Here is a 22,416-nt window from a genome sequence, read left to right as displayed (position 1 = left end):
GGCCGTGACTTTTACTGCATCAAGAATTAGACCGCTCGTTTCCGCAGCCGCCGACGCTCACGCTCCGACAGGCCACCCCAGATTCCAAACCGCTCATCGTTGGCAAGAGCGTATTCAAGGCATTTCGCCTTGACGTTGCAGGCGCCACAAACTTTTTTGGCATCCCGGGTGGAGCCGCCCTTTTCAGGGAAGAACGCTTCCGGGTCAGTCTGCGCGCACAAAGCATCAGTCTGCCAGCCTAGTTCACCTTCGTCGCTGAAGTCCTCAAGACCGGGCCGAAATCCTATCCACACCGCATCATCACCGGTGTCGGGAAGAACCGCTGGGATGGTCGCGGGATGGGTCACTGCGGGATCGTCCACCTCGTGGGAGGTAAGGAATGCGGTGGCAGCATCTTCCAGTGCCGTCTGGTTGGACTGCTCGTGAAATGCGGCCGCGTCCGGGTCTGCCGGATCCACATACCAATCGGTGGGCACCCCACGCGAACGGTAGGTGTCGGCGGCCTGTGCTGCCAATGAATCATTGTAAAGATTTGTCACACTCAGCTGAGCTTGCCCCATAATCGTCCTCCTGAATGTTGCCGCCGACACTTCTGCCCGGTTCCCCGGTTCCCGCGATGTGCGGTTTTTAGTGCTAGTGAAAGCGGTTCGTGGGTCTAATTACATCCATGTAAGTCTCATACGTCAAGCGGCGGAGATCATAACCAGTACTCGCCATGTTGTTCCTGCACGCCACGCCCAGCAATTTCATATCAATACATCCGCATGTTCACGCCGGTCGATGGTGAATATCACGTGAACTCCCGGTGATCCGGGGCTTTCTGTGCACATTATTTCAAGTTGCCACCACCGCCATGTAACGCAGATCACGTAACATTTAGTCTTTTGTCCAAACGATGGACGTTGGCTCGCTGCTGTGGGCGGTCCCGCCATGGAAAGATGGCAGTCATGGACCTCCTTCCCAAGACCCCCACCGCACTGCTTGAAGCCTTCCGCACCCTGCACCCCACCTCACCCAGGCTGTCCTGGTACGGCCCCGAGGGTGAACGCGTGGAGTTCTCCGGCCGCGTATTGGAGAACTGGGTGGCCAAGAGCGCCAACTACCTCGTTGACGAGCTCGACGCCGAACCCGGCACCATCGTGGCCGTTGACCTTCCGCTGCACTGGCGTTCCCTGGTGTGGCTCCTGGCCAGCTGGGCGGTTGGGGCCACCGCCGTGACGGGAGGGGAAGCCGCCGCTGCTGACGTGGCTGTCGACATTGTTGCCACCACCGATCCGGTCGCCGCACACGAATTGCACGGCGGCACGAAGCCCGGCCCGCTCGTAGTGGCTGTTGCGCTGCCGGCGCTGGCGATGCGTTGGCTTGGCGAACTGCCCCCGCGCACACTGGACTACTGCGGCGATGTGCGCTCCCACGCCGACGTGTTCTTTGCCGATGACACCCCCGCTACGGCCGACACCGCCTGGCGCCATGAAGAGTCGGCGCTCAGCTATGGGCAGCTGCTGGCACCGGCTGCCGGCGTTTCCGCCCAAGCACCCCAGCGGTTGCTGCTGCAGGCGCGGGACGGGTGGGCCGCCGTCGTCCCTGCAGCCCTTGAGGCCTGGGCGGCAGGCGGCTCAGTGGTCCTGCTGGGTGCCGGAGTGGAAGCCACCGACGCGTTGCGCAGCAGTGAAAACGTGACCGCCGGGTAGGCGCCGTACCGACGGGCAGGCACAAGGCAGGGGCTGGCGAACCGCCGGCTGGCGTTGCGGCCTAGTGGCCGGTGTCGGTGGGCCGGACCGGTGCATCGGGTGCAAGAAGTTTTTGATCCCCCGCAAATTCTGGATCGGCATCCAGCTGGTCGGTAAACACCCAGAACCTGTAGGCAAAGAAGCGGAAGATGGTGCCCAACACCAGGCCCACCACGGAGCCGGCAATGATGTCCGCCCTGGCAGATTCAAAGCCCAGCACCCAGTGGGAGATGTACACACAGGCGGACGCAATGCCCAAGCCGATCCCGTTCATGATGATGAACAGTGTCACCTCGCACAGCACATTGGCCTGGCGCCGGTGGCGGAACGTCCAGTAGCGGTTGGCCACCCAGGAGAAAACGGTGGCAACGGCGGCGGCGATGATCTTGGCGCGAGTGGGATGGTCTCCCATGGTGCCGGACAGCAGCCACGCGAATATGCTGGTGTCGATGACAAACGCAATGCCACCCACCACGCCGAATTTGGCGACTTCACGCCAAAAAAGGCCCATCAGTCCCTTGATGCGGTGTACGAGCGTTTGAATCATGATCCTCCGTCAGGCTCAGGGCTAAACGGTCGAATCACGCTGGCGCCTCCCGTAAATTCTAATCCCAGAATCCGCCCAATCAATCACCCCTGGGCGCCATGGGGCTGGGAATTACCCCACCCCTGCCTGTGAATCTCCCCTAATAACATCTGTTTGGCGGCCCCGGGCGGGGCAAAAGACAAGAACCCGGAAGTCTTTCGGTACGCTGGGGACTGTGACTTTTCCTGTAATCGGTGTGGTGGGCGGCGGGCAACTGGCCCGCATGATGGCCCCCGCAGCCGTAGCCCTTGGTTTTGAATTGCGTGTCCTGGCTGAATCGCCCGAGGTATGTGCCGTGCCCGTTGTGGCCCACGCCCCTGTCGGCGACTACAAGGACCTGGACACTTTGCGTGCCTTTGCCCGCGACGTGGACGTGCTCACCTTTGACCACGAACACGTTCCCAACGAGCACCTGCAGACACTCATCGCCGAAGGCGTCAACGTCCAGCCGCGCCCCGACGCACTGGTCAACGCCCAGGACAAGCTCGTCATGCGCGCAGCCATTGAGCGTCTCGGCCTGCCCAACCCTGCCTGGGCCGCCGTCGGGTCCGCCGCCGAGATCACCGCGTTCGGCGACACCCACGGCTGGCCCGTGGTGCTGAAGATGCCGCGCGGCGGCTACGACGGCAAGGGTGTGAAGGTGCTGCGTTCCGCCACCGACGCCGCCGCTGCCGCCGACTGGTTTGCGGCCATGAACCCGCTGCTTGTGGAGGAGATGGTTGATTTCTCCCGCGAACTTTCGGCCCTAATCGCCCGCACCCCCTCCGGGGAATCCCGCGCCTGGCCGGTGGCCGAATCCATCCAGGTCGACGGCGTCTGCGATGAAGTCATCGCCCCAGCCCCGCTGATTCCCGCCGACGTTGCCGCCACCGCGCAGGCCGCTGCACTGCGCATCGCCAACGAACTCGGCGTCACCGGCGTCATGGCCGCCGAGCTCTTCGAGACGCCCGGCCGGGCCCCCGGCTTCCTCATCAACGAGCTGGCCATGCGCCCGCACAACACGGGCCACTGGACCATGGACGGCGCCGTCACCGGCCAGTTTGAGCAGCACCTGCGCGCTGTGCTTGACCTGCCGCTCGGCGCCACCGACGCCCTGGGCGAGATTGTGGTGATGAAGAATTTCCTGGGCGGGGCCAACCAGGACCTGTTCAGCGCCTACCCCGCAGCCCTCACCGCCGAGCCCACCGTGAAGGTGCACAGCTACGGCAAGTCGGTGCGCCCCGGCCGGAAGATCGGCCATGTCAACGTGATTGCTTCCAAGCACGACGACGTCACCGCCGCCCGCGCCCGCGCCACCACCGTGGCAAACATCATCCGAGACGGAGCATAAATCCATGAGCGATTTCCCCACCCCCCTTGTTGGCATCGTCATGGGCTCAGACTCAGACTGGCCCGTCATGGAAGCGGCCGCGGCGGCACTGTCCGAATTTGGTATTCCGTTCGAGACCGACGTCGTCTCCGCCCACCGCATGCCCACCGAAATGATCGCCTACGGGCAAACCGCGGCAGCCCGCGGGATTCGCGTCATCATCGCCGGTGCCGGCGGCGCCGCACACCTGCCGGGCATGCTGGCTTCCGTGACGACGCTGCCCGTGGTTGGCGTCCCCGTTCCGTTGAAGACGCTCGACGGCATGGACTCGCTGCTCTCCATTGTCCAGATGCCTGCCGGTGTCCCCGTGGCGACGGTTTCCATTGGCGGGGCCCGCAATGCCGGCCTGCTGGCTGTGCGCATGCTGGCCTCCGGAACTGATGCCCTGGCCGGCTCCCTGTCCGACAAGCTTGCTGTCTTCGCCCAGGAACTCAACGACCAGGCCTCCGCCAAGGGTGCTGCGCTGCGCGCCGCCGCGGGGGCAAAATACCCGCTGGCTGTTCCGCGGCCGGCATCCTCCCCGTCGTCTGGAGTGTGAGTACGAGAGCATGAGTTTCAGCAGCCCCAAGGCCACCAGCGTCTCAAACCGTCCGCCGGCGTTGACCAACCCGTTCCGGTACCCGGAATCGGCGTCGGCACCCGTGCGTTCTAAACGTGCCTGGTTCCTGTTGCTGCTGACGCTGGTGTTGCCTGGTTCGGCCCAAATCCTGGCCGGCAACAAGCGCGTTGGCCGACTCGCCCTGCGCATTACTTTCGCGGTCTGGGTATTGGTGATTGCCGCCGTCGTACTGGCAGTGGTGAACCGTGAAGCGCTGCTGAACCTGTTCACGAATCCGTGGACGTCGCTGCCCATCATTGTGGCCATGGCCGCGGCCGCGGTGGGCTGGGCCATCATGTTCCTGAACACGCTGAAGATCATCCGGCCCTCACTGCTGGCGCCGGGCATGCGCGGGCTCGTGGGCGGTGCGCTAGTGGTGCTCATGGTGGCCACGAGCGGTTCACTGGGCTACGGCGCCCTCCTGATCAATTCCGGGCGTAACGCCATTTCCAGTATTTTTCAGGCTGGCCCGGACATGGATCCCGTAGACGGACGCTACAACTTCCTGGTGATGGGCGGCGACGCCGGGGAGGACCGCAGCGGACGGCGGCCCGACTCCATCATCGTGGTCAGTGTTGATGCAAAATCCGGTGAGGCTGCCACCATCAGCATCCCGCGCAACCTGCAAAATGCGCAGTTCTCGACGGGTTCGCCGCTGTGGGGCGTGTATCCGGAAGGGTACAACTGTGGCGACGACTGCATCATCAACTCGCTGTACACGGACGTGACCAACAACCACGCCGACCTGTATCCGAACGAGCAGGATCCGGGCGCCTCCGCCATGATGGATGCCGCCGGCGGTGTGCTGGGGCTGGAGATCCAAGGCTATGTGCTCATTGACATGGCCGGCTTCGCCACACTCATTGACGCCTTGGGCGGGGTCAAGGTCAATGTGGGCGGCTGGGTGCCCATCAGCGGCAACGACGTCGGCAACGGCCTGCACCTGCCTCCCACGGGCTGGATTTCCCCAGGTGTGCAGACCTTGAACGGCTATCACGCACTGTGGTTTGCCCGCTCCCGAGAATGGGCCACCGACTACGCCCGCAGCGAGCGCCAGCAGTGCATCCAGTCCGCCATCCTGGCCCAGATGGACCCCGCCACCGTGCTGACCAAGTTCAACGCGATTGCCGCGGCCGGCTCCAAGCTCATGGAGTCAGACCTGCCGGCCGGGCAATTGGGCAGCTTCGCCTCCCTGGCACTGAAGGCCAAGTCCCACGACCTGGCCCGGCTGACCATCGGCCCGCCGGACTTCTCACAGGACATGCCCACGTACCCCGACTTTGAGGTCATCCACCAGCGTGTGCAGGAACTGCTGAACCCGGCGGCACCCGCACCGGCACCGGCGCCCGAGTCCGAGTCCGTTCCCGGTGAAACTCAGCCGGACGCGCCAGCACCCGAGGTGACCGAGGCCCCGGAGGTTCCGGCAGCGCCGTCGCCGGACCTTACGGCGGAGTATCTGCAACAATTGGCCATCAACGGGGACGATGCGACGTTGGGTCTCTTGCTGGCCAACAACGGCACGTGCTCACCGGGCTAACCGGTCCGGTCGGTGGCCCCAACCAGGATCTGCCCCAGCCCGGGGTTGCCCCCGTCCAGGGTTGCCCCCAACCAATAAATGGGGGGGGTGCCCGCCCTTTCATTTCACCAGCAGTTTGTCTTGGACCAGAAGGAACGATTCCAATGTTTGCACTGACCAACGTCACCCGCGACTACGCCTGGGGCTCTCCCACCGCCATCGCCACGCTGCTGGGGACCCCGCCCAGCGGCCGTCCCGAAGCTGAATTGTGGATGGGTGCGCACCCGGATTCGCCCTCTGTCGCCGGCACCCCCGAAGGTCCTGTGGCACTGGACCGGCTGATTGCCGAGCACCCCGACACCACACTGGGCGAAGAAGTGCATGCCGCCTTTGGTGCAAGGCTGCCGTTTCTGGCCAAGCTGCTCGCCGCCGAGACGGCCCTGTCCCTGCAGGTCCACCCCACCCGGGAGCGTGCCAGGGAACGTTTCGCCGAGGAGGAGGCTGCCGGGGTACCCCGCAGTGCGGCGAACCGCAATTACAAGGACGAGAACCACAAGCCGGAGATGATCCTGGCCCTGACACCGTTCGAGGCACTGTGCGGGTTCCGCCCATGCGCGGAAGCCGCGGAGCTGTTCCGCACCGTGGGCTCGGCCATTGCCGCCACGGGGGCACCCGTGCCGAAGCTGCTGGGCCGTGTTGAAATGACACTCAATTCACGCATGGCGGCCCCCATGGTGGTCCGCAAGGCCTTTGAAACATTGATTGGCGGCGGCACCGAAACCACCGAACTGGTGGAACTGGCCGCGCCTGCGTTGGTGGCCTCCGCCGCGGCAGGCGCCGAGCTCTCCCCCGCCCTGCTGAGCGTGATTGAACTGGCCAGGCAGTACCCCGGCGACTCGGGCGTCCTGGTGTCGCTGCTGCTCAACCGTGTCTCGTTGGCACCCGGCGATGCCATCTACCTGCCCGCCGGAAACATCCACGCCTATTTGAACGGGCTGGGCCTGGAGGTCATGGCGTCCTCGGACAACGTGATGCGCGGTGGGCTGACCGGCAAGCACGTGGACGTGCCCGAGCTGCTGGAAACAGTCGACTTCGCCCCGAGCGACGTCCCCGTGGTCCCCACCAGAACCACCGCTTTGGGCCAGCAGGTGTGGGAGCCGCCCTTCGCCGAGTTCGCCCTGCAAAGGGTGGAAATCGGCGCGTCCGACGACCCTGTTCCGCTCGTTCAAAACGGGCCGATGATTGTGCTTGCCATCTCCGGATCGGTGCTGCTGGATTCACCCCGCGGCGACCTGCAGCTGGGCCGGGGCGGTTCCGTCTTTGTCCCGGCCGTGGAAAACCCCGTCATGGTCCACCCGCATGCCGACGCGGCCGAGGAAACCTCCGTACTGTTCGCCATCACCTGTGGGGCATTTAACTCGTGAACACCATCTTGCAAACACCCGTCTGGGCCCGCTTCCAACGGCGCCTGGGCAAAACCGTCCACGAAAGGTCCGGCCCCGGCTGGAGTTTTCTGGCCGTGGAGGAAAAAACACCCCTGGGCATGTACCTTTACGCGCCGTACGGACCGTGTGCCGACAATGTCGCTGCATTGGACGGCGCCCTGGCTGCCCTGACCGAGCTGGCGAAGGCCAAGAAGGCGCACTATGTGCGGGTGGAACCGGTGGCCGCAGGCTTGGGATCGGATGCCGCACGCACCCTCGCCGCCAGGGGCCTGGTGAAAGCCCCCACGGATGTCCAGCCGCACCTGAGTTGGAAGGTTGACCTGTCCCAGGATGAGGGCGAGCTGCTCAAGGGGATGCGCAGCACCAGCCGGAACCTGTACCGGAACATCCACAAAAAGGGTGTCACCTTCGATATTTCCACCGATCCGGCGGAGCTGCCGATCCTGTTGGGCTTCCTGGAAAAAGTCTCCGGCCGTGCAGAATTCACCGCCCAGTCCAGCAACTACCTGACGCGGGCGGCTGAGGTGCTCATGCCGGAAGGTGCGGCGAAGCTGTTCATCGCCCGCCTCGACGGGGCGCCCATCGCAGCAGCGTTGTCCTATGACACCGCCGATACCCGCGTCTACGCACATGCGGCCGCCGACGACGCACACCGCAAACTCAACGCCGGGATCCCGCTCTTGGTGACGATGATGCTGGATGCCAAGGCGGACGGCATCACCGAGTTCGACATGTGGGGTGTCAGCCCCGAAGACGAACCCGACCACGCCTGGGCAGGTTTCTCCCGTTTCAAGCGTTCCTTTGGCGGGGCAGAAGTGGAGTATCCGGGCACCTGGGACCTGCCGGTGAACACACTCATGTACAACACCTATGGGGCCAGCCGCAAGGCGCGGACGCTCCTGCGCGGTGCCCTGAAAACTGCACGCACCACGGTTGGAAGCCTTCGGGGCAAGCTAGGCAGGGGCTAGTTTCTGATCGGTCGCCTGGTCCCGCTGCAGGGCCCGCCGCTAGAACGGGGCCAGGTTGCACGGCGCGGCACCTCGCTCGCCGGCACGGGCCTGCCAACAGCGGACCTTCTGATCGAGACTGCAGATATGGCGATGATTTAGCTGAAATCATCGCCATATCTGCGGTTTGGAACCCCACCAGCACTCAAACCGGGTCCGGTATCGCCATATCTGCTATTTGGAACCCGGCCAGGGGGTCAGCTGCCCGGGGCGGCTCCGTCCGGCGGTCAGCGGCGGGCGTAGGTTTCCCACTTGGCGGCCTGGTGCTCGCCCTCAACGAAGCGGATGGTGCCTGACTTGGAGCGCATCACGATCGACTGGGTCAGCACCCGGCCCTTGTCGTAGCGCACACCCTTGAGCAGGTCGCCGTCGGTGATGCCGGTGGCGGCGAAGTAGCAGTTGTCGCTCGTGACCAAATCGTTGGTGGAGAGGACCCGGTCGAGGTCGTGTCCGGCGTCGATCGCTTTCTGCTTTTCGTCATCGTCGGTGGGCCAGAGCCGGCCCTGGATGACGCCTCCGAGGGTCTTGATGGCGCAGGCTGCCACGATTCCCTCGGGTGTGCCGCCGATGCCCATCAGCGCGTCTACGCCGGTGCCGGTGCGGACGGCCGCAATGGCGCCGGCCACGTCGCCGTCGAGGATGATCTTGGTGCGGGCGCCGGCCTCGCGGATTTCCGCGATGAGAGGCTGGTGGCGGTCACGATCCAGCACCATGACGGTCAGCTGGTTGATTTTCACGCCCTTGGCCTTGGCGATCAGGTGCAGGTTCTGCTTCACCGGCAGGCGCAGGTCCACCATGTCGGCCGCCTCGGGGCCGGTCACCAGTTTTTCCATGTAGAACACGGCGGAGGGGTCGAACATGGTGCCGCGTTCGGCCACGGCCAGCACGGCAATCGCGTTGTTGATGCCCATGGCGGTCAGGCGGGTGCCATCGATGGGGTCCACGGCGACGTCGCATTCGGGGCCGGAGCCGTCGCCCACAACTTCGCCGTTGAACAGCATGGGGGCTTCATCCTTTTCGCCCTCACCAATGACCACGACACCGTTGAAGTGCACTGTTGACAAGAGGGAGCGCATGGCATCCACGGCTGCGCCGTCGGCCAGGTTTTTCTCGCCGAAGCCCACCCAGTGCCCGCCGGCAATGGCGGCAGCTTCGGTGACACGCACCAGTTCAAGGGCCAGGTTGCGGTCTGGTTCGTCATCACCCACGGCCAGGGACCGGGACAATTGCGAATAATCAAGTTGTGCTTTTTCAGCCACGTATAAACCCCATTGTTCAGGTAGGTACAGTTTCTATGTGCGCAGCGGTGCGCACCACTGACGTTATTACCTACTTGGACAATCATAGGCGAGAGCACCGCCGAATACGGCGTGAGCTGCGCCACCAGCAGGGGCCGGGGTAATTTTGCCGCCGGCAAATCTGGGAAGATGGTCAGGTGAGCGACTCTAACCCCACCCCTGCCGTGAAGCCCGTTATTGCTGCCGGCGCCGCCAAGCGGGCCAACGCCTCCGTGATGGGCATGTTGCTGGCCATGCTCTCAACCGTGGCCATTGTGCTGACAGTTGTATGGCTCAACCCGGAGCCCAAGGCGGACACCTACCGTACGAACATCGATGTGGCCACGGTGGCAGGACATGCCGCCGACACGGCAGGGTTCCACCCCGTTGCCCCGGAGCTGCCCGAGGGCTGGTCGGCGAACTACGCGCGGTGGAATCCCCCGGGCGCCGATGGTGTGGCGTATTGGGACGTCGGTTATGTGACAGCCAATGACACATTCATTGCCCTGCGAGAATCCATTACGGCCAACCCCACATGGGTTGCCGTCCAGGCCCAGCAGGCCCCGGTCACGGGCACCCGCACCATCGACGGCCATGATTGGGAACTGCGTGATGCGCCCAAGGGTGAGCGCAGCCTGGTGCTGACCAGCGGAGAAACGACTATCGTTCTGACAGGCGCAGCCGACTTTACGGACTTTGACATTCTGGCCGGCGGGTCAAGCGCCCTGCTCGGTGAAAACAGCACCCCAACAGCAAAGGACAGCAAATAATGAGCGGCGGAGAAGACGGCAACATCAACGCAATTTCGGCTCATCCCCATACCCCGGCGGAGGCCTGGGCCACACTGATGGCCGGCAACACCCGGTTTGTGGAAGGCACTTCCAACCACCCCAACCAGGATGCCGCGCGCCGTGCGTCCCTGCTGTCCACCCAGCACCCCTTTGTCATGATCTTTGGCTGCTCGGACTCGCGCCTGGCCGCCGAAATCATCTTTGACCTTGGACTGGGCGACGCCTTCGTGGTCCGCACCGCCGGCCACGTTGTTGACAACACGGCGCTCGGCTCGCTGGAGTACGGCGTGGAATACCTCGACGTGCCGCTGATTGTGGTCCTGGGCCATGACAGCTGCGGGGCCGTCACGGCCACCAAGTCCGCCGTCGCCACCGGCAAAATGCCCGCCGGATTCGTCCGCGACCTCGTCGAGCGCATCACCCCCTCGGTGCTGGCCTCACTGCGCAAGGATTCGGACAGCTCCGTCAACGACATGGTGGAGGAGCACGTGAAGCAGACGGCCGCCCGCCTCGTGGAAAACTCCCCCATCATCGCCAACGCCGTCGCCCGTCAGCGCACCGCCGTGGTGGGCCTGACCTACCGCCTTAACGACGGCACCGCAGACCTCGTATACAGCAACGGCCACATCGGGGCCTGAGCAGCTCAAACTTTGGCAAGCCCGACGGCGGAACTTGAGTCCCGCCGTCGGGCTTGCCTTGTTTATGGCCGGGAGGGCTAAAACCGGGCCGCCGGTTTTCGGTCCCGGGCGCGGCGGCGATATGGTGGAAGCATGACTGATACTGCCGCGGGCACCGCACAAGAATTCCGTATTGAACATGACACGATGGGCGAGGTCCGGGTTCCGGTCAACGCCTTGTACAGCGCCCAGACCCAGCGCGCCGTCGAGAACTTCCCGATTTCGGGCATGACACTGGAGTCGGCCCACATTGGCGCACTGGCGCGCATCAAGAAGGCTGCCGCCACCACCAACGCCGAATTGGGTGTGCTCGACGCCGAGTTGGCCCGCGCCATCGAGGGTGCAGCCGATCTCGTGGCTTCCGGCCGGTTCGACGGCGACTTCCCCATCGACGTGTTCCAGACCGGTTCCGGAACCTCCTCGAACATGAACATGAACGAGGTCCTGGCAACCCTGGCCAACCGCGCGCTCGTTGCTGCCGGCTCGGAGAAGGTGGTCCACCCGAACGACCACGTCAACGCCTCGCAGTCCTCCAACGACGTGTTCCCCACCTCGGTCCACGTGGCAGCCACCTCCGCCCTGATCAATGACCTGATCCCGGCACTGGCCTACCTGGCCGAGTCGCTGGAGCGCAAGGAAGCCGAGTTCGCCACCGTGGTGAAGTCCGGGCGCACCCACTTGATGGATGCCACCCCCGTCACGCTCGGCCAGGAATTTGGTGGCTACGCTGCGCAGATCCGCTACGGCATCGAGCGCGTCGAATCTTCCATTGCCCGCGTGGCAGAGGTCCCCCTGGGCGGCACCGCCGTCGGCACCGGCATCAACACCCCGGCCGGCTTCCCGCAGCGCGTCATCGCCCTGCTCGCCCAGGACACCGGCCTGCCGCTGACCGAAGCCCGCAACCACTTCGAGGCCCAGGCCAACCGCGACGGCCTCATCGAAGCCTCCGGCCAGCTGCGCACCATCGCGTACTCGATCATGAAGATCAACAACGACCTGCGCTGGTTGGGCTCCGGCCCCAACACCGGCCTGGGCGAGATCAACATCCCCGACCTGCAGCCCGGCTCCTCGATCATGCCCGGCAAGGTCAACCCGGTCATCGCCGAGGCAGCCATCATGGTGGCCGCCCAGGTCATCGGCAACGACACCACGATCGCACTGTCCTCCACGAACGGCGCGTTCGAGCTGAACGTGGGCATCCCGGTCATGGCCTCGAACCTGCTGCAGTCCATCCGCCTGCTCACCAACACGAGCCGCGTCATGGCCGACAAGATGATCGACGGCCTCACCGCCAACGTCGAGCGCGCCCGCTTCCTGGCCGAGGCCTCACCGTCGATCGTGACGCCGCTGAACAAGTACATCGGCTACGAAAACGGCTCCAAGATCGCCAAGCACGCCATCGCCGAGGGCCTGACCATCCGTGAAGCCGTGCTGGCCCTGGGCTTCGTGGACCGCGGCGAAATCACGTTGGAGCAGCTGGATTCCGGGCTCGACGTGCTCGCGATGACCCGCGCCCCGAAATAACCTGCGGCCGCGTCCGGATAAGAGCGCTGCCGAGGGTCCCGCTGCGAGCTTGCGAGCAGTGAGCGGCAGCGAACCGTGAGCTAAGGCGACTTTCGAGGGTTGAAAGTCGCCTAGTGCGTATCCGGTTAGCTCAGGTTGACTGGATGTCCATCCGAAGTTGCGCCAACCATGGACGTTTCAGGAGCGCCAGAATGGGTTCTGCGACGAATAAGACTGATTCGAGCTCGCTTGACGGCTGCCGCTGACCCAACCTGAGCAAACCGGATACGCATTAGTCGCCTTATCTCACGCCTCGCGGAGCTTCTGCCACAGTACGACGGCGGGAGGACACCTTTTTTGACAAAAAGGCGGCCTCCCGCCGTCGTACTTTAAGGTCGCGGGGGTAGTTGTTACCAATCGCCCACGGTCTACCGGGTGCGAAGGGTAACAACTACCCCCGCGCTTGCCGTTGTAGGTGCGAATGGTAACAACTACCCCCGCACCGGCTTGTGCAGCACCACAGCGCGTGTGAGGAAGACCACCTCCACATAATTTTGCACTCCGGCAGAAATAGTGCAAACTTTTACTTTGTGACTGATAGTGCAAACTCCTGCCGGGCCAAAGGCCTGCGTGCCCGCAAGCGCGAGGCGACCCGTTCCGCCATTACTGCCGCGGCGCGGCTTTTTACTGCGCAAAAGGGCCTGAACGGCTTCACCATCGAGCAATTGTGTGAAGAAGTTGGGGTGTCCCGGCGGACGTTCTTCAACTACTTCCCGTCCAAGGAAGACGCCATCATCGGCCATCTGCTGGACGAGTTCCCGGCAGATGCCACCGCCGACTTCCTGGCCGGCGGGGGCCCGGACGTGGACCGCGGCCCACTGGGGCTCAGCGTTACACTCCTGGCGGACCTGCACACCCTGACCTGCGCCATGGTTGAGGAACTGAATTTCACCCGGGAACATTTTCATGAGTTGCTCGCGGCCATGAAGAAGGAACCGGCGCTCATGATGAAGGTCATGGGCAGCGCCCATACTCGCGAGCTGGAATTTTCCGAGCTGATTGCCCTGCGTGAGGCGCTCCCCCCTGATGATCCCGTGGCGGGCATGGCGGCCGCGCTGTTCGGCATGTGCTCCCAGCGCGCCAGCAAGGTGTTCTTCTCGGAGGAAAATACCGCCCCGTATGGGGATCTGCTGGCTGCCAATCTTCTCTCGGCCCAAAAACTTTTCAACTTTTCACACTTAACCTTTGAAGGGACTCCATGAGCACCGCACTCAAGGCAGGCGAACCGCTCCTGCTGACCCAGAAGAGAATCTGGATCATCTTCTCCGCCTTGATTGCGGGAATGATGCTCTCGAGCCTCGACCAGACCATCGTCTCCACCGCCATGCCCACCATCGTGGGAAAGCTTGGCGGAGTGGAGCACCAGACCTGGATCACCACCGCCTACCTGCTGGCCGTCACCATTGTGATGCCGGTGTACGGCAAGTTCGGTGACATCCTGGGCCGACGGAACCTGTTCCTGGCCGCCATTGCCATCTTCACGCTCGCCTCCATCGGCTGCGCCTTCGCCACCGACTTCTGGGGCTTCGTGATCTTCCGTGCCATCCAGGGCCTGGGCGGCGGCGGTTTAATGATCCTCTCGCAGGCCATCATCGCCGACATTGTTCCCGCCAATGAGCGCGGCAAGTACATGGGCCCCCTGGGCGCCATCTTCGGCCTCTCCGCCGTTGCCGGCCCCCTCCTGGGCGGCTACTTCGTTGACCACCTGACGTGGGAATGGGCCTTCTACATCAACATCCCGATCGGCATCATCGCCTTCGTGATCGCCTACTTCACCCTCACCCTGCCTTCGAAGAAGGTGGAGCAGAAGATTGACGTCATGGGCGTGGTCTTCCTGTCCGTCGCCACCACGTGTTTGATCTTCTTCACCGACTTTGGCGGCAAGACCGACGGCTGGACTTCCCTGACCACCTGGGCGTGGGGTGCCGGTTTGCTCGCGTCCGTCGCACTGTTCATCTTCACCGAGGCCCGCGCCGAAGACCCCATCATCCCGCTCTCACTGTTCAAGAACCCGATCTTCCTGAACTCCACAGCCATTGGCTTTGTGCTGGGCATGGGCATGTTCGCCGCCCTGGCGTTCGTGCCCACGTTCTTGCAGATGTCCTCCGGCACGTCCGCCGCAGAATCCGGGCTGCTCATGCTGCCCATGATGGTGGGCCTGATGGGCACGTCCATCTGGTCCGGTATCCGCATGACGAAGACCGGCAAGTACAAGGCGTTCCCCATCGCGGGTTCGGTGCTGACCATCATCGCCATGCTCTGGATGACCACCCTGTCCGCCGACACCCCGATCTGGGTCATTTGCGCGCAACTGTTCGTCTTCGGCGCCGGCCTGGGCCTGATCATGCAGATCGTGGTCATCGTGGTGCAGAACTCCGTTCCAGCCAACCAGTTGGGTACGGCCACGAGCACGAACAACTACTTCCGCGAGGTCGGCTCGGCCCTGGGCGTGGCAGTGTTTGGTGCCATGTTCACCACCCGCCTGGCCAACTCCCTGACCGAGGTCTTCACGGCTTCCGGCGCCAGCCCCGAGCAGGCCGGCAGTGCCATGGCGTCCCTCGACCCGCAGGCCATGGCGAAACTGCCCCCGGCCGTCAAGGACGGCATCATCAACGCCTACGCCGATTCCCTGGCACCGGTGTTCTGGTACCTGATCCCGTTCATGGTGCTCGCCCTGGTGCTGGCCATCTTCATGAAGGTCATCCCGCTCTCGGACACCGCCGGAATGGTGGCCCGCGGTGAGGCCGTCGGCGGCGAGGAAGCCCTCCGCCTCGAGGCCGAGCGTACAGCCGGCAAGGCGGGAACTTCTGCGGAAGCCGCTTCCGGGACCGCCACCGAATCTTCCGCCCAGGGCACGGACACGCTCCTGCTGCCCAAGGATGCGGCCGAGGAAACCCCGGACACACCGTAAGATTGCGCCGAAAAGGCGCGTGCCGCCGTCGTACTGCTCCACGTACGACGGCGGCACGCGCCTTTTGTGCTTAACCCGCCATCCACGGTGGTTTCGGATGGCGGTTGCGGTTGAGGCCGGTGCTGGGCGAACCGCCGAATGCGCACCCGCTGTCCCGTGTGTTTGACTCGTCAGTGGGCCACACGGCCCGGATAAGGGGGCCCATGGACTACGACAACCTGGAACTCGTGGTGGGTGCGGTACTTGTACTGGTGCCCATCGTGGCCGTTTCAGCAATCGGCATGTGGTGCCTGAGGCAAGCACAGCGGCGCATGCCGTGGTTCTTTTTTCTGGCGCCGCTGGGCTCGATTATTTACGCCTGGCTGGCGGGCGGGCTCGCCGTGAAAGTGTTCCCGCCACCCTATGACGAGTATTTCGCCTCCGGGAGCGGCCTGGACCTGCGGGGCATGATCATCATCCTCGGAGCCATGCTGGGCGGCGGTGCCGGGGTAGTGACGGCAGCGGTGATTTGCGCGGGGAACCTTATCCTCAGCCTGGTGCAGCAGCGCAGGGAGGCCAGGACACGGCTTCCGGGCCGCATCCCCGGCGTGCACTGACCCTGGCTCAGCGTTGGAAGTGGGGTTCGCCGTCAAACGTGAGGGCGCGGTGGATGCAGTCGAGGTGGCCGGGGCGCAGGGGCGGCAGCTCGTCGATGGCGAACCAGCCGACGGCGAGGGATTCGTCGTCGTTCACGCGGGCGGTGCCGCTAACCCGCCTGGCAATGAATTCGATGTTCAGGAAGTCGCAGACGTCGCCGTTGGGGAACGTCACCGGGCCCACGGCGGCGACGCCCAGCAGGTGCTCAATCCGTGCGACGACGGCCGTCTCCTCGAAGATTTCGCGCAGCATGCCGGGGCCGGGCTCCTCCCCCGGGTCCAGGATGCCGGTGATGAGCGCCCAGCCGCCGGTGTCGGAGCGTTCGCCGAGCAGGACCCGGCCGGCGTCGTCGAACACCACAGCGCGCACGCCCGGGAGCCAGAGCGGGTCGTGGCCGATCTTTTCGCGCAGCTTGAGAATGAAGTCCGGTGATCCCATGGTTTCAGCTTATCGGGCCGCGGAACCACGGACCGCTGCTGTTTCCCAACACCACGAAGTAGCCCGCAGTAGACCCCAACCGCTCCCCCAACTCGTCCCTCGATGGGGCCCTCGCGGTCGTGGCCCGGCGACAATATGCGTTTTGACGCTATCGTCGCCGTCTACTGCGGGCTAGTTTGGGTGTTGCCGTGTCTAGCCGAAGGGGATGACGCCGATGCCGATGGCCACGGCCAGCATGACCAGCGAGACCACCAGTGCCCGCCACAGCACCTTCTTGTGGTGGTCGCCCAGGTCAACGCGGGAGAGCGAGACGAGCAGCAGGATGGCGGGCACCAGCGGGCTTTGCATGTGGACCGGCTGGCCGGCGATGGAGGCGCGGGCCATGGCGGCCGGGTCAATGCCAAAGTGTGCTGCCGTTTCACTGAGCACCGGCAGCACGCCGAAGTAGAACGCGTCGTTGCTCATGAAGAACGTCATGGGGATGCTCAGCAGGCCGGTAATGACGGCCATGTAGGGGCCCATGGAGGTGGGGATGACGCTGACCAGCCAGGCGGCCATGGCGTCCACCATGCCGGTGCCACTGAGCACGCCGGTGAGCACGGCGGCGGCCATCACCATGGACACGACGGCGACGATGCTGCCGGCGTGCGAAACCAGCGCCTTGGCCTGGTCCTTGACCTTGGGAAAGTTGACCACGAGGGCGATGGCCGAACCGATCATGAACACATACGGCAGGGGCAGGACATCCATGACCAGCACCACCATGAGCGTCACGGTCAGGACCAGGTTGAACCAAAAGAGTTTGGGCCGCAGGGTGTCCCTATTCGGGTCCAGCTGCGAATCGGCGAGCGAGGCGTTGACGCTCTCCGCATCATCGTTGGCCACGGCCAGGACTTGCTGATCGAAACGTTCCTGTGCGGCGGAGCGGGGCTTCACCTCCAGCAGCAGGGCAGCGGATCCCGCGGGTGATCCCGCGCCGGCCGCACCGGACCCGCCCGCGGCCTGGCCCGCAGCAGCCCTGCCGGCCCGCGCCTTGGTGCCGGTGCCGCCCGAGGGGGTGCCGCCGTCGTGCTTGGCAGTGGCATCTGCAGCGGAGGGGGCATCCCCGGCCCACAGGCGCCCGGCCAGCGCCAGGCGGCGGCGTTCGCGGATGCCCAGGTGCCAGGCGAAGAAGAAGATGACAATCATGCCGGCAATCAGTGACGGGATCATGGGGACGAAGACTTCGCTGGGCGAGACCTTCAGTGCGGCGGCGGCGCGGGCGGTGGGGCCGCCCCACGGCAGGATGTTCATGGTGCCGTTGGCCAGGCCGGCCACGCAGGTCAGCACCACCGGGCTCAGGCCCAGGCGCAGGTAGATGGGCAGCATGGCCGCCGTGGTCAGGATGAAGGTGGTGGATCCGTCGCCGTCGAGTGAGACGACGGCGGCCAGCACCGCGGTGCCGACAACCACCTTGGCGGGGTCGTTGCCCAGGGTGCGCAGGATCAGTTTCACGAGCGGGTCGAAGAGGCCGACGTCGATCATCATGCCGAAGAAGACGATCGCGAACATGAGCAGGGCTGCCGTTGAAGTCAGGGACTTCATGGAGTCCATGACCATGTCGCCAATGCCAAGGCCGGCCCCGGCGAACAGTCCGAAGATGGTGGGGACAACTATGAGCGCCACCACGGGCGTCAGTTTCTTTGTCATGATGAGCGCCATGAACACCGCTATCATGGCGAATCCGAGGATTACCAACATGTGAACTCCTTTGTACAGAGGCCGCATATGTGACCCGCTTCAATGACCGTATAGTGAGCTGGATCACTGCTGGGGTTAAGTCCACTTGACCCAACTAGTGCCCATTGAATAGCTTTAGCCCATATAACCCATCCATTTTGGGGTGGGCACACGAGACTCGGCACGACGGCCGGGCACAGAGGAGTCCTTCGTTGAAGCAGGCACGTTCCGGCCCCAGGCTGCGTTTCTCCACACGCGTGCTGCTGGTGCAACTGGCCGTGGTGTTCGCGGTAGTGCTCCTCACGGCCGGGACGTTTGCCGCCCTCACTTATCAGTGGCTCGGCGAGCAGGCCGAGGCGCGGGCACTCTCCGTGGCACGCACCGTGGCCTCCTCGGAGGACGTGCGACGCGAAACTGCCGTCCTGGCCGCCGGGCCGGAATCGGCCCTGACGCCCGCCAACCTGGCCGGCGGTACGCTGCAGCAAGATGCGGAGTCGGCCCGGGAGCGCACCGGCGCCCTGTTCGTCGTGGTCACTGACGACGCCGGCCTGCGGCTTGCGCATCCCAACCCGGCCCTGTTGGGGCAAAAGGTGTCTACGGACCCCTCGGTTGCCTTGGGCGGGGGCGAGGACACCTCCCAGGAGCACGGCACCTTGGGCCGTTCGGCCCGGGCCAAGGTGCCGGTGTACGCGCCGGGCGCGGGTTCGGGTACGGGCGCGGGTACGGGCGTGGGCGTGGTCGGGGAAGTGAGCGTGGGCTTTTCCACTGACGACATCGTTGCCGGGATGCTGCGCAATGTTGTGCCTGTTGCCCTGATTGCTGGGTTGTCACTGGCGCTGGGGGCACTGGCATCAGCGCTGATCGGGGCGCGGCTGCGGCGGCTCACACTCGGGCTGGAACCGGAGGAGATTGCCGGGCTGGCGCAGGACCAGGAGGCCGTGCTGCGCGGTGTTGATGAAGGCGTGATCGGGGTGGCGGAGAGTGGCACCATCACCGTTTTCAATGAAGGGGCCCGCCGTCTGCTGGCCCCCGGATCCACTGGCGAATACGGTGGCCTGCCCCTGGCGGAAAGCGGCCTGCCCGCATTTCTCGCCGCCGCAGCGCAGACGGCAGAAGGGGAATACGGCCCGTCCGAGCATGTGCTGGGCGATCGGGTGGTGATTGTCACGGCCCGTCCCGTGCGGCTCGACGGCGGTGTGCACGGACTGGGCAGGGTCATCATGGTCAGGGACCGGACCGAGGTGCAGGCACTCACCCGCCAGCTCGACGCCGTCAACGCGCTCGGCACGGCCCTGCGGGCGCAGCGGCACGAATTCGCCAACCGGCTCCACACCGTGGCGGGCCTGCTGGACCTTGACCGGGGTGCCGAGGCCCGCAGCTACCTTGCTGAGATCATGGACAACGGACCGCTCCAATACCCAACCCGGGACCTGGGCCTTCTCTCCGACCCGTATCTGGAGGCCTTTGTCGGCGCCAAGAGCATAGAGGCGCATGAACGCGGCGTCGACGTGCGGCTCGGTGCCCACACCTTGATCCGGGGACACATCACTGACCCGCAGGACGTCACAGCGGTGCTGGGCAACCTCATGGACAACGCCATCAGGGCGGCGGTGGCGGCGGGTACGTCCCCGCACAAATGGGTGGAAGTGGAGCTCCTGGATGAACACACGGCCGCGGGCGGAACGCTGCACGTGGTGGTGGCCGATTCCGGCGACGGGCTGCCGGAAACTGCAGGGAGCCCCGGAGGGTCCGGCACTTCCGGGATCCCCGCCGCCCACCTCCGGGAACTGATTTTCACGGCCGGCTATTCAACGGCCGCCGCCGAGCCGCCGGAGGCCGCCGCCGTGGCCGGCCACGGGGTCGGCCTGGCGCTCATCCGGCATTTGGCCCGCCGCCGCGGCGGTGAGGTGTGGGTTGCCGATGCGGGCCGGCCCCAGTCCCACGGCGCAGTGTTTTGCGCCCGACTGCCTGGCGTTGTTGCACTTTCGCACCCTTTCAAGGAGAAACCATGACCGATGATTTCAGTGTCCTCATCATTGAGGACGACTTTCATGTGGGACGCCTGCATGCCGGCTATGTTGACGCGGTGCCGGGTTTCCGGGCGCTGCCGCCGGCTCCCACGGCCGCCCAGGGGCACAAGGCCATCCACGCGGAACGCCCAGATCTGGTCCTGCTCGACGTGTACCTCCCCGATGCCTCCGGCCTGGACCTACTGCGGAGCATCGACGTGGATGCGATGATGCTCAGTGCCGCCTCCGATCCTGCGACCATCCGGACGGCGTTGCGCCGCGGAGCGTTGGCGTACCTGATCAAGCCGTTCTCCGCCGGCCTGTTGGAATCGCGGCTGCGCGGCTACGCCCGGTACCGGCGCCTGCTGTCCGAAACCGGCTCCGTTGGCCAGGACCGGCTTGAAACTGCCTGGCAGGCCCTGCACCCCACCAACCCTGCAGCCGGTCCCAGCGCCGTGTCCGCCACGGAAACTGCGGTTTTGGCGGCCTTGGGCACCCGCGGTGATCAGTCGACCGCGGATGTCGCGGCCGCCGTCGGAATTTCCCGGACCACCGCCCAGCGGTATCTTTCCGGCCTGGCCGACGACGGGGCTGTCGCCATCTCCCTGCGCTACGGCAGCACCGGCCGGCCCGAGCACCGTTATAGCGTGGCCCCGCGGTAGCATTACCGGGCGCGTCCCCGGCCGGGGCCATCTGCCGGGCCATCCCCTCAAGCCGGGAGCAACAGCATGACTGCCAGCGTCCCGGCCAGCATGGACGGTCCGAATGGGATGGCTGATTTGGCGGTGGCGCGGCGGCTGATGATGAGCACCACGCCCCACAGCCCGCCCACCACGAATCCGGCGGCCATGCCGAACACCACATGCTGCCAGCCAAGGAAACCCAGGAACAAGCCCAGCACGCCGGCCAGCTTCACATCCCCGAAGCCCATACCTGCCGGATACACCGCCCACAAAGCCCAGTACAGGGCGGCCATGACCAGTGCACCGCCGGCAGCCACGGCAGCGTATTTGGGCGAACCGGCCGTGAGCGACGCGGCCAGCAGCAGCGCCCCGGCAATGGGGTACGCCGGCAGGACGTAGCGGTTGGGCAGGGTGTGGGTGCGGATGTCGATGACGCTCAGGGACACGGAGAGCCACAGCAGGTAGAAGCACGCCACCACGGCAAGCAGCAGTGCTGGAATGCTGCTCTCCCAGAACTCCATCAGTCGCGTGACCATAGCGCGATGCTACCAGCGCCCGGGCACTATTTCGCGGCCCCGGGACTAAGCTGTGGATATGAGCGCATCCCCCTACACCGCCGACACTTTCCGGCACATCGCCCGTTCCTCACCGTGGCGCTGGCAGACGGTTCGCTTTGAGCTGCACCGGAAGTTTCCCACCGCGTACGACGGCGGTCCCGGCCGTTCGTGGGTGCCGGCGGCTGGCGCCGTGGCCGGCCCCGGCAACGCCGCACGGGCGGGTGCCGGGGCGGCATCGCTTGCGGAGGAAGCCGACCCCACGTTGTCCCTGAATTGTTGGGTGCGCCGTCCCGGTGCCCTGCGTGTGGAGACCCTTGACGGGAAGCTGCTGGCCAGCACCACCAAGATCAACGAGTCGCGGGATTCACTGTTTATCAGCGGCAACCGCAAGCCGTGGTTGTTGCCGCCGTCGCTGGTCAACCCGGTGAAGGACGCCGACGGTTTCGTGGTGCGACGCCCCGAGGCACTCTATGGCGAACCGGCCTACGGTTCCGGGAGGGCTGCCGCCTCGCTTGATCCGGTAGAGCTGGCCGGTGACCGCCCCGTTCCGCTGGAAGCACCGTTTGCCAACGTCGCCGAGATTGAGGACATCGCTGTGGTGTCCCACCATGGGCGGACCGCGGTGGAGGCTGTGCTGACACCCAATTCCAGCTATCACCCGCTGTTTCCCGACGCGCCCTTGTTGTTTCAGGGCCGCACGGCGGTGCGCATCGACCTTGAGACGGGAATCTGCGTGGCGTCCCAGTCCCTGGATGGCGACACCGCCGGCGCGGGGCACTGGATGGTGCTGCTGGGCGTCGACGAGTACATGCTCGACGACCTCTTTGAGGAAGTGAGCATGGGCCTGACAGATGTGCGGGCCCACATCCCGTGGGATCTGGGCCCCAACGCCTGAGCTCACTTC

General features: G+C 65.0%; 21 protein-coding genes. 15 read left to right on the top strand and 6 right to left on the bottom strand.

Features of this window, described 5'->3' with window-relative positions:
• Positions 1 to 26: 26 nt before the first annotated feature.
• Positions 27 to 560: a WhiB family transcriptional regulator gene (locus tag art_RS22725; RefSeq protein WP_082000432.1), complete on the bottom strand. Its 534-nt coding sequence runs from the start codon at positions 558 to 560 to the stop codon at positions 27 to 29.
• 387 nt (positions 561 to 947) lie between these two features.
• Here art_RS22725 and art_RS18755 point away from each other — a divergent pair, with 387 nt between their 5' ends.
• Complete coding sequence (locus tag art_RS18755; protein WP_038470987.1) at positions 948 to 1,691, top strand: TIGR03089 family protein; 744 nt, start codon at positions 948 to 950, stop codon at positions 1,689 to 1,691.
• A 61-nt stretch (positions 1,692 to 1,752) separates the two neighbouring features.
• Here the strand turns inward: art_RS18755 and art_RS18750 are convergent, their stop codons facing one another.
• Positions 1,753 to 2,277: a GtrA family protein gene (locus art_RS18750; RefSeq protein ID WP_052136769.1), complete on the bottom strand. Its 525-nt coding sequence runs from the start codon at positions 2,275 to 2,277 to the stop codon at positions 1,753 to 1,755.
• Between the two features lie 214 nt (positions 2,278 to 2,491).
• Between art_RS18750 and art_RS18745 the strand changes: the two genes are divergently transcribed.
• The 5 genes from art_RS18745 to art_RS18725 all read left to right on the top strand — a co-directional run bounded on the left by art_RS18745 (position 2,492) and on the right by art_RS18725 (position 8,212).
• Complete coding sequence (locus tag art_RS18745; protein WP_038467346.1) at positions 2,492 to 3,646, top strand: 5-(carboxyamino)imidazole ribonucleotide synthase; 1,155 nt, start codon at positions 2,492 to 2,494, stop codon at positions 3,644 to 3,646.
• A 4-nt stretch (positions 3,647 to 3,650) separates the two neighbouring features.
• Positions 3,651 to 4,223: a 5-(carboxyamino)imidazole ribonucleotide mutase gene (gene purE, locus art_RS18740; protein ID WP_082000431.1), complete on the top strand. Its 573-nt coding sequence runs from the start codon at positions 3,651 to 3,653 to the stop codon at positions 4,221 to 4,223.
• Positions 4,224 to 4,233: 10 nt separating this feature from the next.
• Positions 4,234 to 5,820, top strand: a complete 1,587-nt coding sequence (locus art_RS18735) for an LCP family protein (RefSeq protein ID WP_038467344.1) — start codon at positions 4,234 to 4,236, stop codon at positions 5,818 to 5,820.
• Between the two features lie 143 nt (positions 5,821 to 5,963).
• On the top strand, positions 5,964 to 7,223 hold the full coding sequence (gene manA / locus art_RS18730) for a mannose-6-phosphate isomerase, class I (RefSeq protein WP_038467341.1): 1,260 nt from the start codon (positions 5,964 to 5,966) through the stop codon (positions 7,221 to 7,223).
• A complete protein-coding gene (locus art_RS18725) occupies positions 7,220 to 8,212 on the top strand; it encodes a peptidoglycan bridge formation glycyltransferase FemA/FemB family protein (protein WP_038467339.1) in 993 nt (330 codons plus the stop codon). Before manA ends, art_RS18725 begins: the two co-directional genes overlap by 4 nt.
• A 266-nt stretch (positions 8,213 to 8,478) precedes the next feature.
• Here art_RS18725 and glpX read toward each other — a convergent pair whose 3' ends face one another.
• The gene (gene glpX / locus art_RS18720; RefSeq protein ID WP_038467337.1) at positions 8,479 to 9,510 is read right to left on the bottom strand and encodes a class II fructose-bisphosphatase; all 1,032 of its coding nucleotides are present in this window, start codon (positions 9,508 to 9,510) and stop codon (positions 8,479 to 8,481) included.
• Between the two features lie 176 nt (positions 9,511 to 9,686).
• Here glpX and art_RS18715 point away from each other — a divergent pair, with 176 nt between their 5' ends.
• The 6 genes from art_RS18715 to art_RS18690 all read left to right on the top strand — a co-directional run bounded on the left by art_RS18715 (position 9,687) and on the right by art_RS18690 (position 16,066).
• Positions 9,687 to 10,298 (top strand): DUF4245 domain-containing protein, encoded by a 612-nt coding sequence (locus tag art_RS18715; RefSeq protein ID WP_157875358.1) that lies wholly within the window; start codon positions 9,687 to 9,689, stop codon positions 10,296 to 10,298.
• Positions 10,298 to 10,957 carry a carbonic anhydrase gene (locus art_RS18710; RefSeq protein ID WP_052136767.1) on the top strand — a complete coding sequence of 220 codons (660 nt, stop codon included), beginning with the start codon at positions 10,298 to 10,300 and terminating at the stop codon, positions 10,955 to 10,957. The genes art_RS18715 and art_RS18710 overlap by 1 nt, the downstream gene beginning before the upstream one ends.
• Positions 10,958 to 11,089: 132 nt before the next feature.
• Positions 11,090 to 12,520, top strand: a complete 1,431-nt coding sequence (locus tag art_RS18705; RefSeq protein WP_038467335.1) for a class II fumarate hydratase — start codon at positions 11,090 to 11,092, stop codon at positions 12,518 to 12,520.
• 569 nt (positions 12,521 to 13,089) lie between these two features.
• Positions 13,090 to 13,761, top strand: coding sequence for a TetR/AcrR family transcriptional regulator (locus art_RS18700; RefSeq protein ID WP_038470979.1), 672 nt, complete (start codon positions 13,090 to 13,092; stop codon positions 13,759 to 13,761).
• Complete coding sequence (locus tag art_RS18695) at positions 13,758 to 15,470, top strand: MDR family MFS transporter (protein WP_052136765.1); 1,713 nt, start codon at positions 13,758 to 13,760, stop codon at positions 15,468 to 15,470. Before art_RS18700 ends, art_RS18695 begins: the two co-directional genes overlap by 4 nt.
• Before the next feature lie 203 nt (positions 15,471 to 15,673).
• On the top strand, positions 15,674 to 16,066 hold the full coding sequence (locus art_RS18690; RefSeq protein ID WP_038467334.1) for a hypothetical protein: 393 nt from the start codon (positions 15,674 to 15,676) through the stop codon (positions 16,064 to 16,066).
• A 7-nt stretch (positions 16,067 to 16,073) separates the two neighbouring features.
• On the opposite strand, the gene art_RS18685 is transcribed toward art_RS18690, so the two are convergent.
• Both art_RS18685 and art_RS18680 read right to left on the bottom strand, forming a co-directional pair.
• Positions 16,074 to 16,544 carry an NUDIX domain-containing protein gene (locus art_RS18685; RefSeq protein WP_038467332.1) on the bottom strand — a complete coding sequence of 157 codons (471 nt, stop codon included), beginning with the start codon at positions 16,542 to 16,544 and terminating at the stop codon, positions 16,074 to 16,076.
• Positions 16,545 to 16,736: 192 nt separating this feature from the next.
• Positions 16,737 to 18,284 (bottom strand): CitMHS family transporter, encoded by a 1,548-nt coding sequence (locus art_RS18680; RefSeq protein WP_038467330.1) that lies wholly within the window; start codon positions 18,282 to 18,284, stop codon positions 16,737 to 16,739.
• A gap of 191 nt (positions 18,285 to 18,475) precedes the next feature.
• Between art_RS18680 and art_RS18675 the strand changes: the two genes are divergently transcribed.
• Positions 18,476 to 20,275 carry a sensor histidine kinase gene (locus tag art_RS18675; RefSeq protein WP_082000430.1) on the top strand — a complete coding sequence of 600 codons (1,800 nt, stop codon included), beginning with the start codon at positions 18,476 to 18,478 and terminating at the stop codon, positions 20,273 to 20,275.
• Positions 20,272 to 20,934, top strand: a complete 663-nt coding sequence (locus art_RS18670) for a response regulator (protein WP_038467328.1) — start codon at positions 20,272 to 20,274, stop codon at positions 20,932 to 20,934. The genes art_RS18675 and art_RS18670 overlap by 4 nt, the downstream gene beginning before the upstream one ends.
• Before the next feature lie 47 nt (positions 20,935 to 20,981).
• Here art_RS18670 and art_RS18665 read toward each other — a convergent pair whose 3' ends face one another.
• Positions 20,982 to 21,491 carry an A24 family peptidase gene (locus art_RS18665; RefSeq protein ID WP_038467326.1) on the bottom strand — a complete coding sequence of 170 codons (510 nt, stop codon included), beginning with the start codon at positions 21,489 to 21,491 and terminating at the stop codon, positions 20,982 to 20,984.
• A 58-nt stretch (positions 21,492 to 21,549) separates the two neighbouring features.
• Between art_RS18665 and art_RS18660 the strand changes: the two genes are divergently transcribed.
• Complete coding sequence (locus tag art_RS18660) at positions 21,550 to 22,407, top strand: hypothetical protein (RefSeq protein WP_038467324.1); 858 nt, start codon at positions 21,550 to 21,552, stop codon at positions 22,405 to 22,407.
• Positions 22,408 to 22,416: the final 9 nt, after the last annotated feature.

The organism is Arthrobacter sp. PAMC 25486, assembly GCF_000785535.1.
Taxonomy (GTDB): domain Bacteria; phylum Actinomycetota; class Actinomycetes; order Actinomycetales; family Micrococcaceae; genus Specibacter.
This window is presented reverse-complemented; position numbering and strand designations above follow the sequence as displayed.

Bases quoted from the DNA above. Each gene is read 5' to 3' on its own strand.
- art_RS22725 (WP_082000432.1), bottom strand. From the start codon at position 560: ATGGGGCAAGCTCAGCTGAGTGTGACAAATCTTTACAATGATTCATTG.
- art_RS18755 (WP_038470987.1), top strand. From the start codon at position 948: ATGGACCTCCTTCCCAAGACCCCCACCGCACTGCTTGAAGCCTTCCGC.
- art_RS18750 (WP_052136769.1), bottom strand. From the start codon at position 2,277: ATGATTCAAACGCTCGTACACCGCATCAAGGGACTGATGGGCCTTTTT.
- purE (WP_082000431.1), top strand. From the start codon at position 3,651: ATGAGCGATTTCCCCACCCCCCTTGTTGGCATCGTCATGGGCTCAGAC.
- art_RS18735 (WP_038467344.1), top strand. From the start codon at position 4,234: ATGAGTTTCAGCAGCCCCAAGGCCACCAGCGTCTCAAACCGTCCGCCG.
- manA (WP_038467341.1), top strand. From the start codon at position 5,964: ATGTTTGCACTGACCAACGTCACCCGCGACTACGCCTGGGGCTCTCCC.
- art_RS18710 (WP_052136767.1), top strand. From the start codon at position 10,298: ATGAGCGGCGGAGAAGACGGCAACATCAACGCAATTTCGGCTCATCCC.
- art_RS18705 (WP_038467335.1), top strand. From the start codon at position 11,090: ATGACTGATACTGCCGCGGGCACCGCACAAGAATTCCGTATTGAACAT.
- art_RS18695 (WP_052136765.1), top strand. From the start codon at position 13,758: ATGAGCACCGCACTCAAGGCAGGCGAACCGCTCCTGCTGACCCAGAAG.
- art_RS18690 (WP_038467334.1), top strand. From the start codon at position 15,674: ATGGACTACGACAACCTGGAACTCGTGGTGGGTGCGGTACTTGTACTG.
- art_RS18685 (WP_038467332.1), bottom strand. From the start codon at position 16,544: ATGGGATCACCGGACTTCATTCTCAAGCTGCGCGAAAAGATCGGCCAC.
- art_RS18680 (WP_038467330.1), bottom strand. From the start codon at position 18,284: ATGTTGGTAATCCTCGGATTCGCCATGATAGCGGTGTTCATGGCGCTC.
- art_RS18670 (WP_038467328.1), top strand. From the start codon at position 20,272: ATGACCGATGATTTCAGTGTCCTCATCATTGAGGACGACTTTCATGTG.
- art_RS18665 (WP_038467326.1), bottom strand. From the start codon at position 21,491: ATGGTCACGCGACTGATGGAGTTCTGGGAGAGCAGCATTCCAGCACTG.
- art_RS18660 (WP_038467324.1), top strand. From the start codon at position 21,550: ATGAGCGCATCCCCCTACACCGCCGACACTTTCCGGCACATCGCCCGT.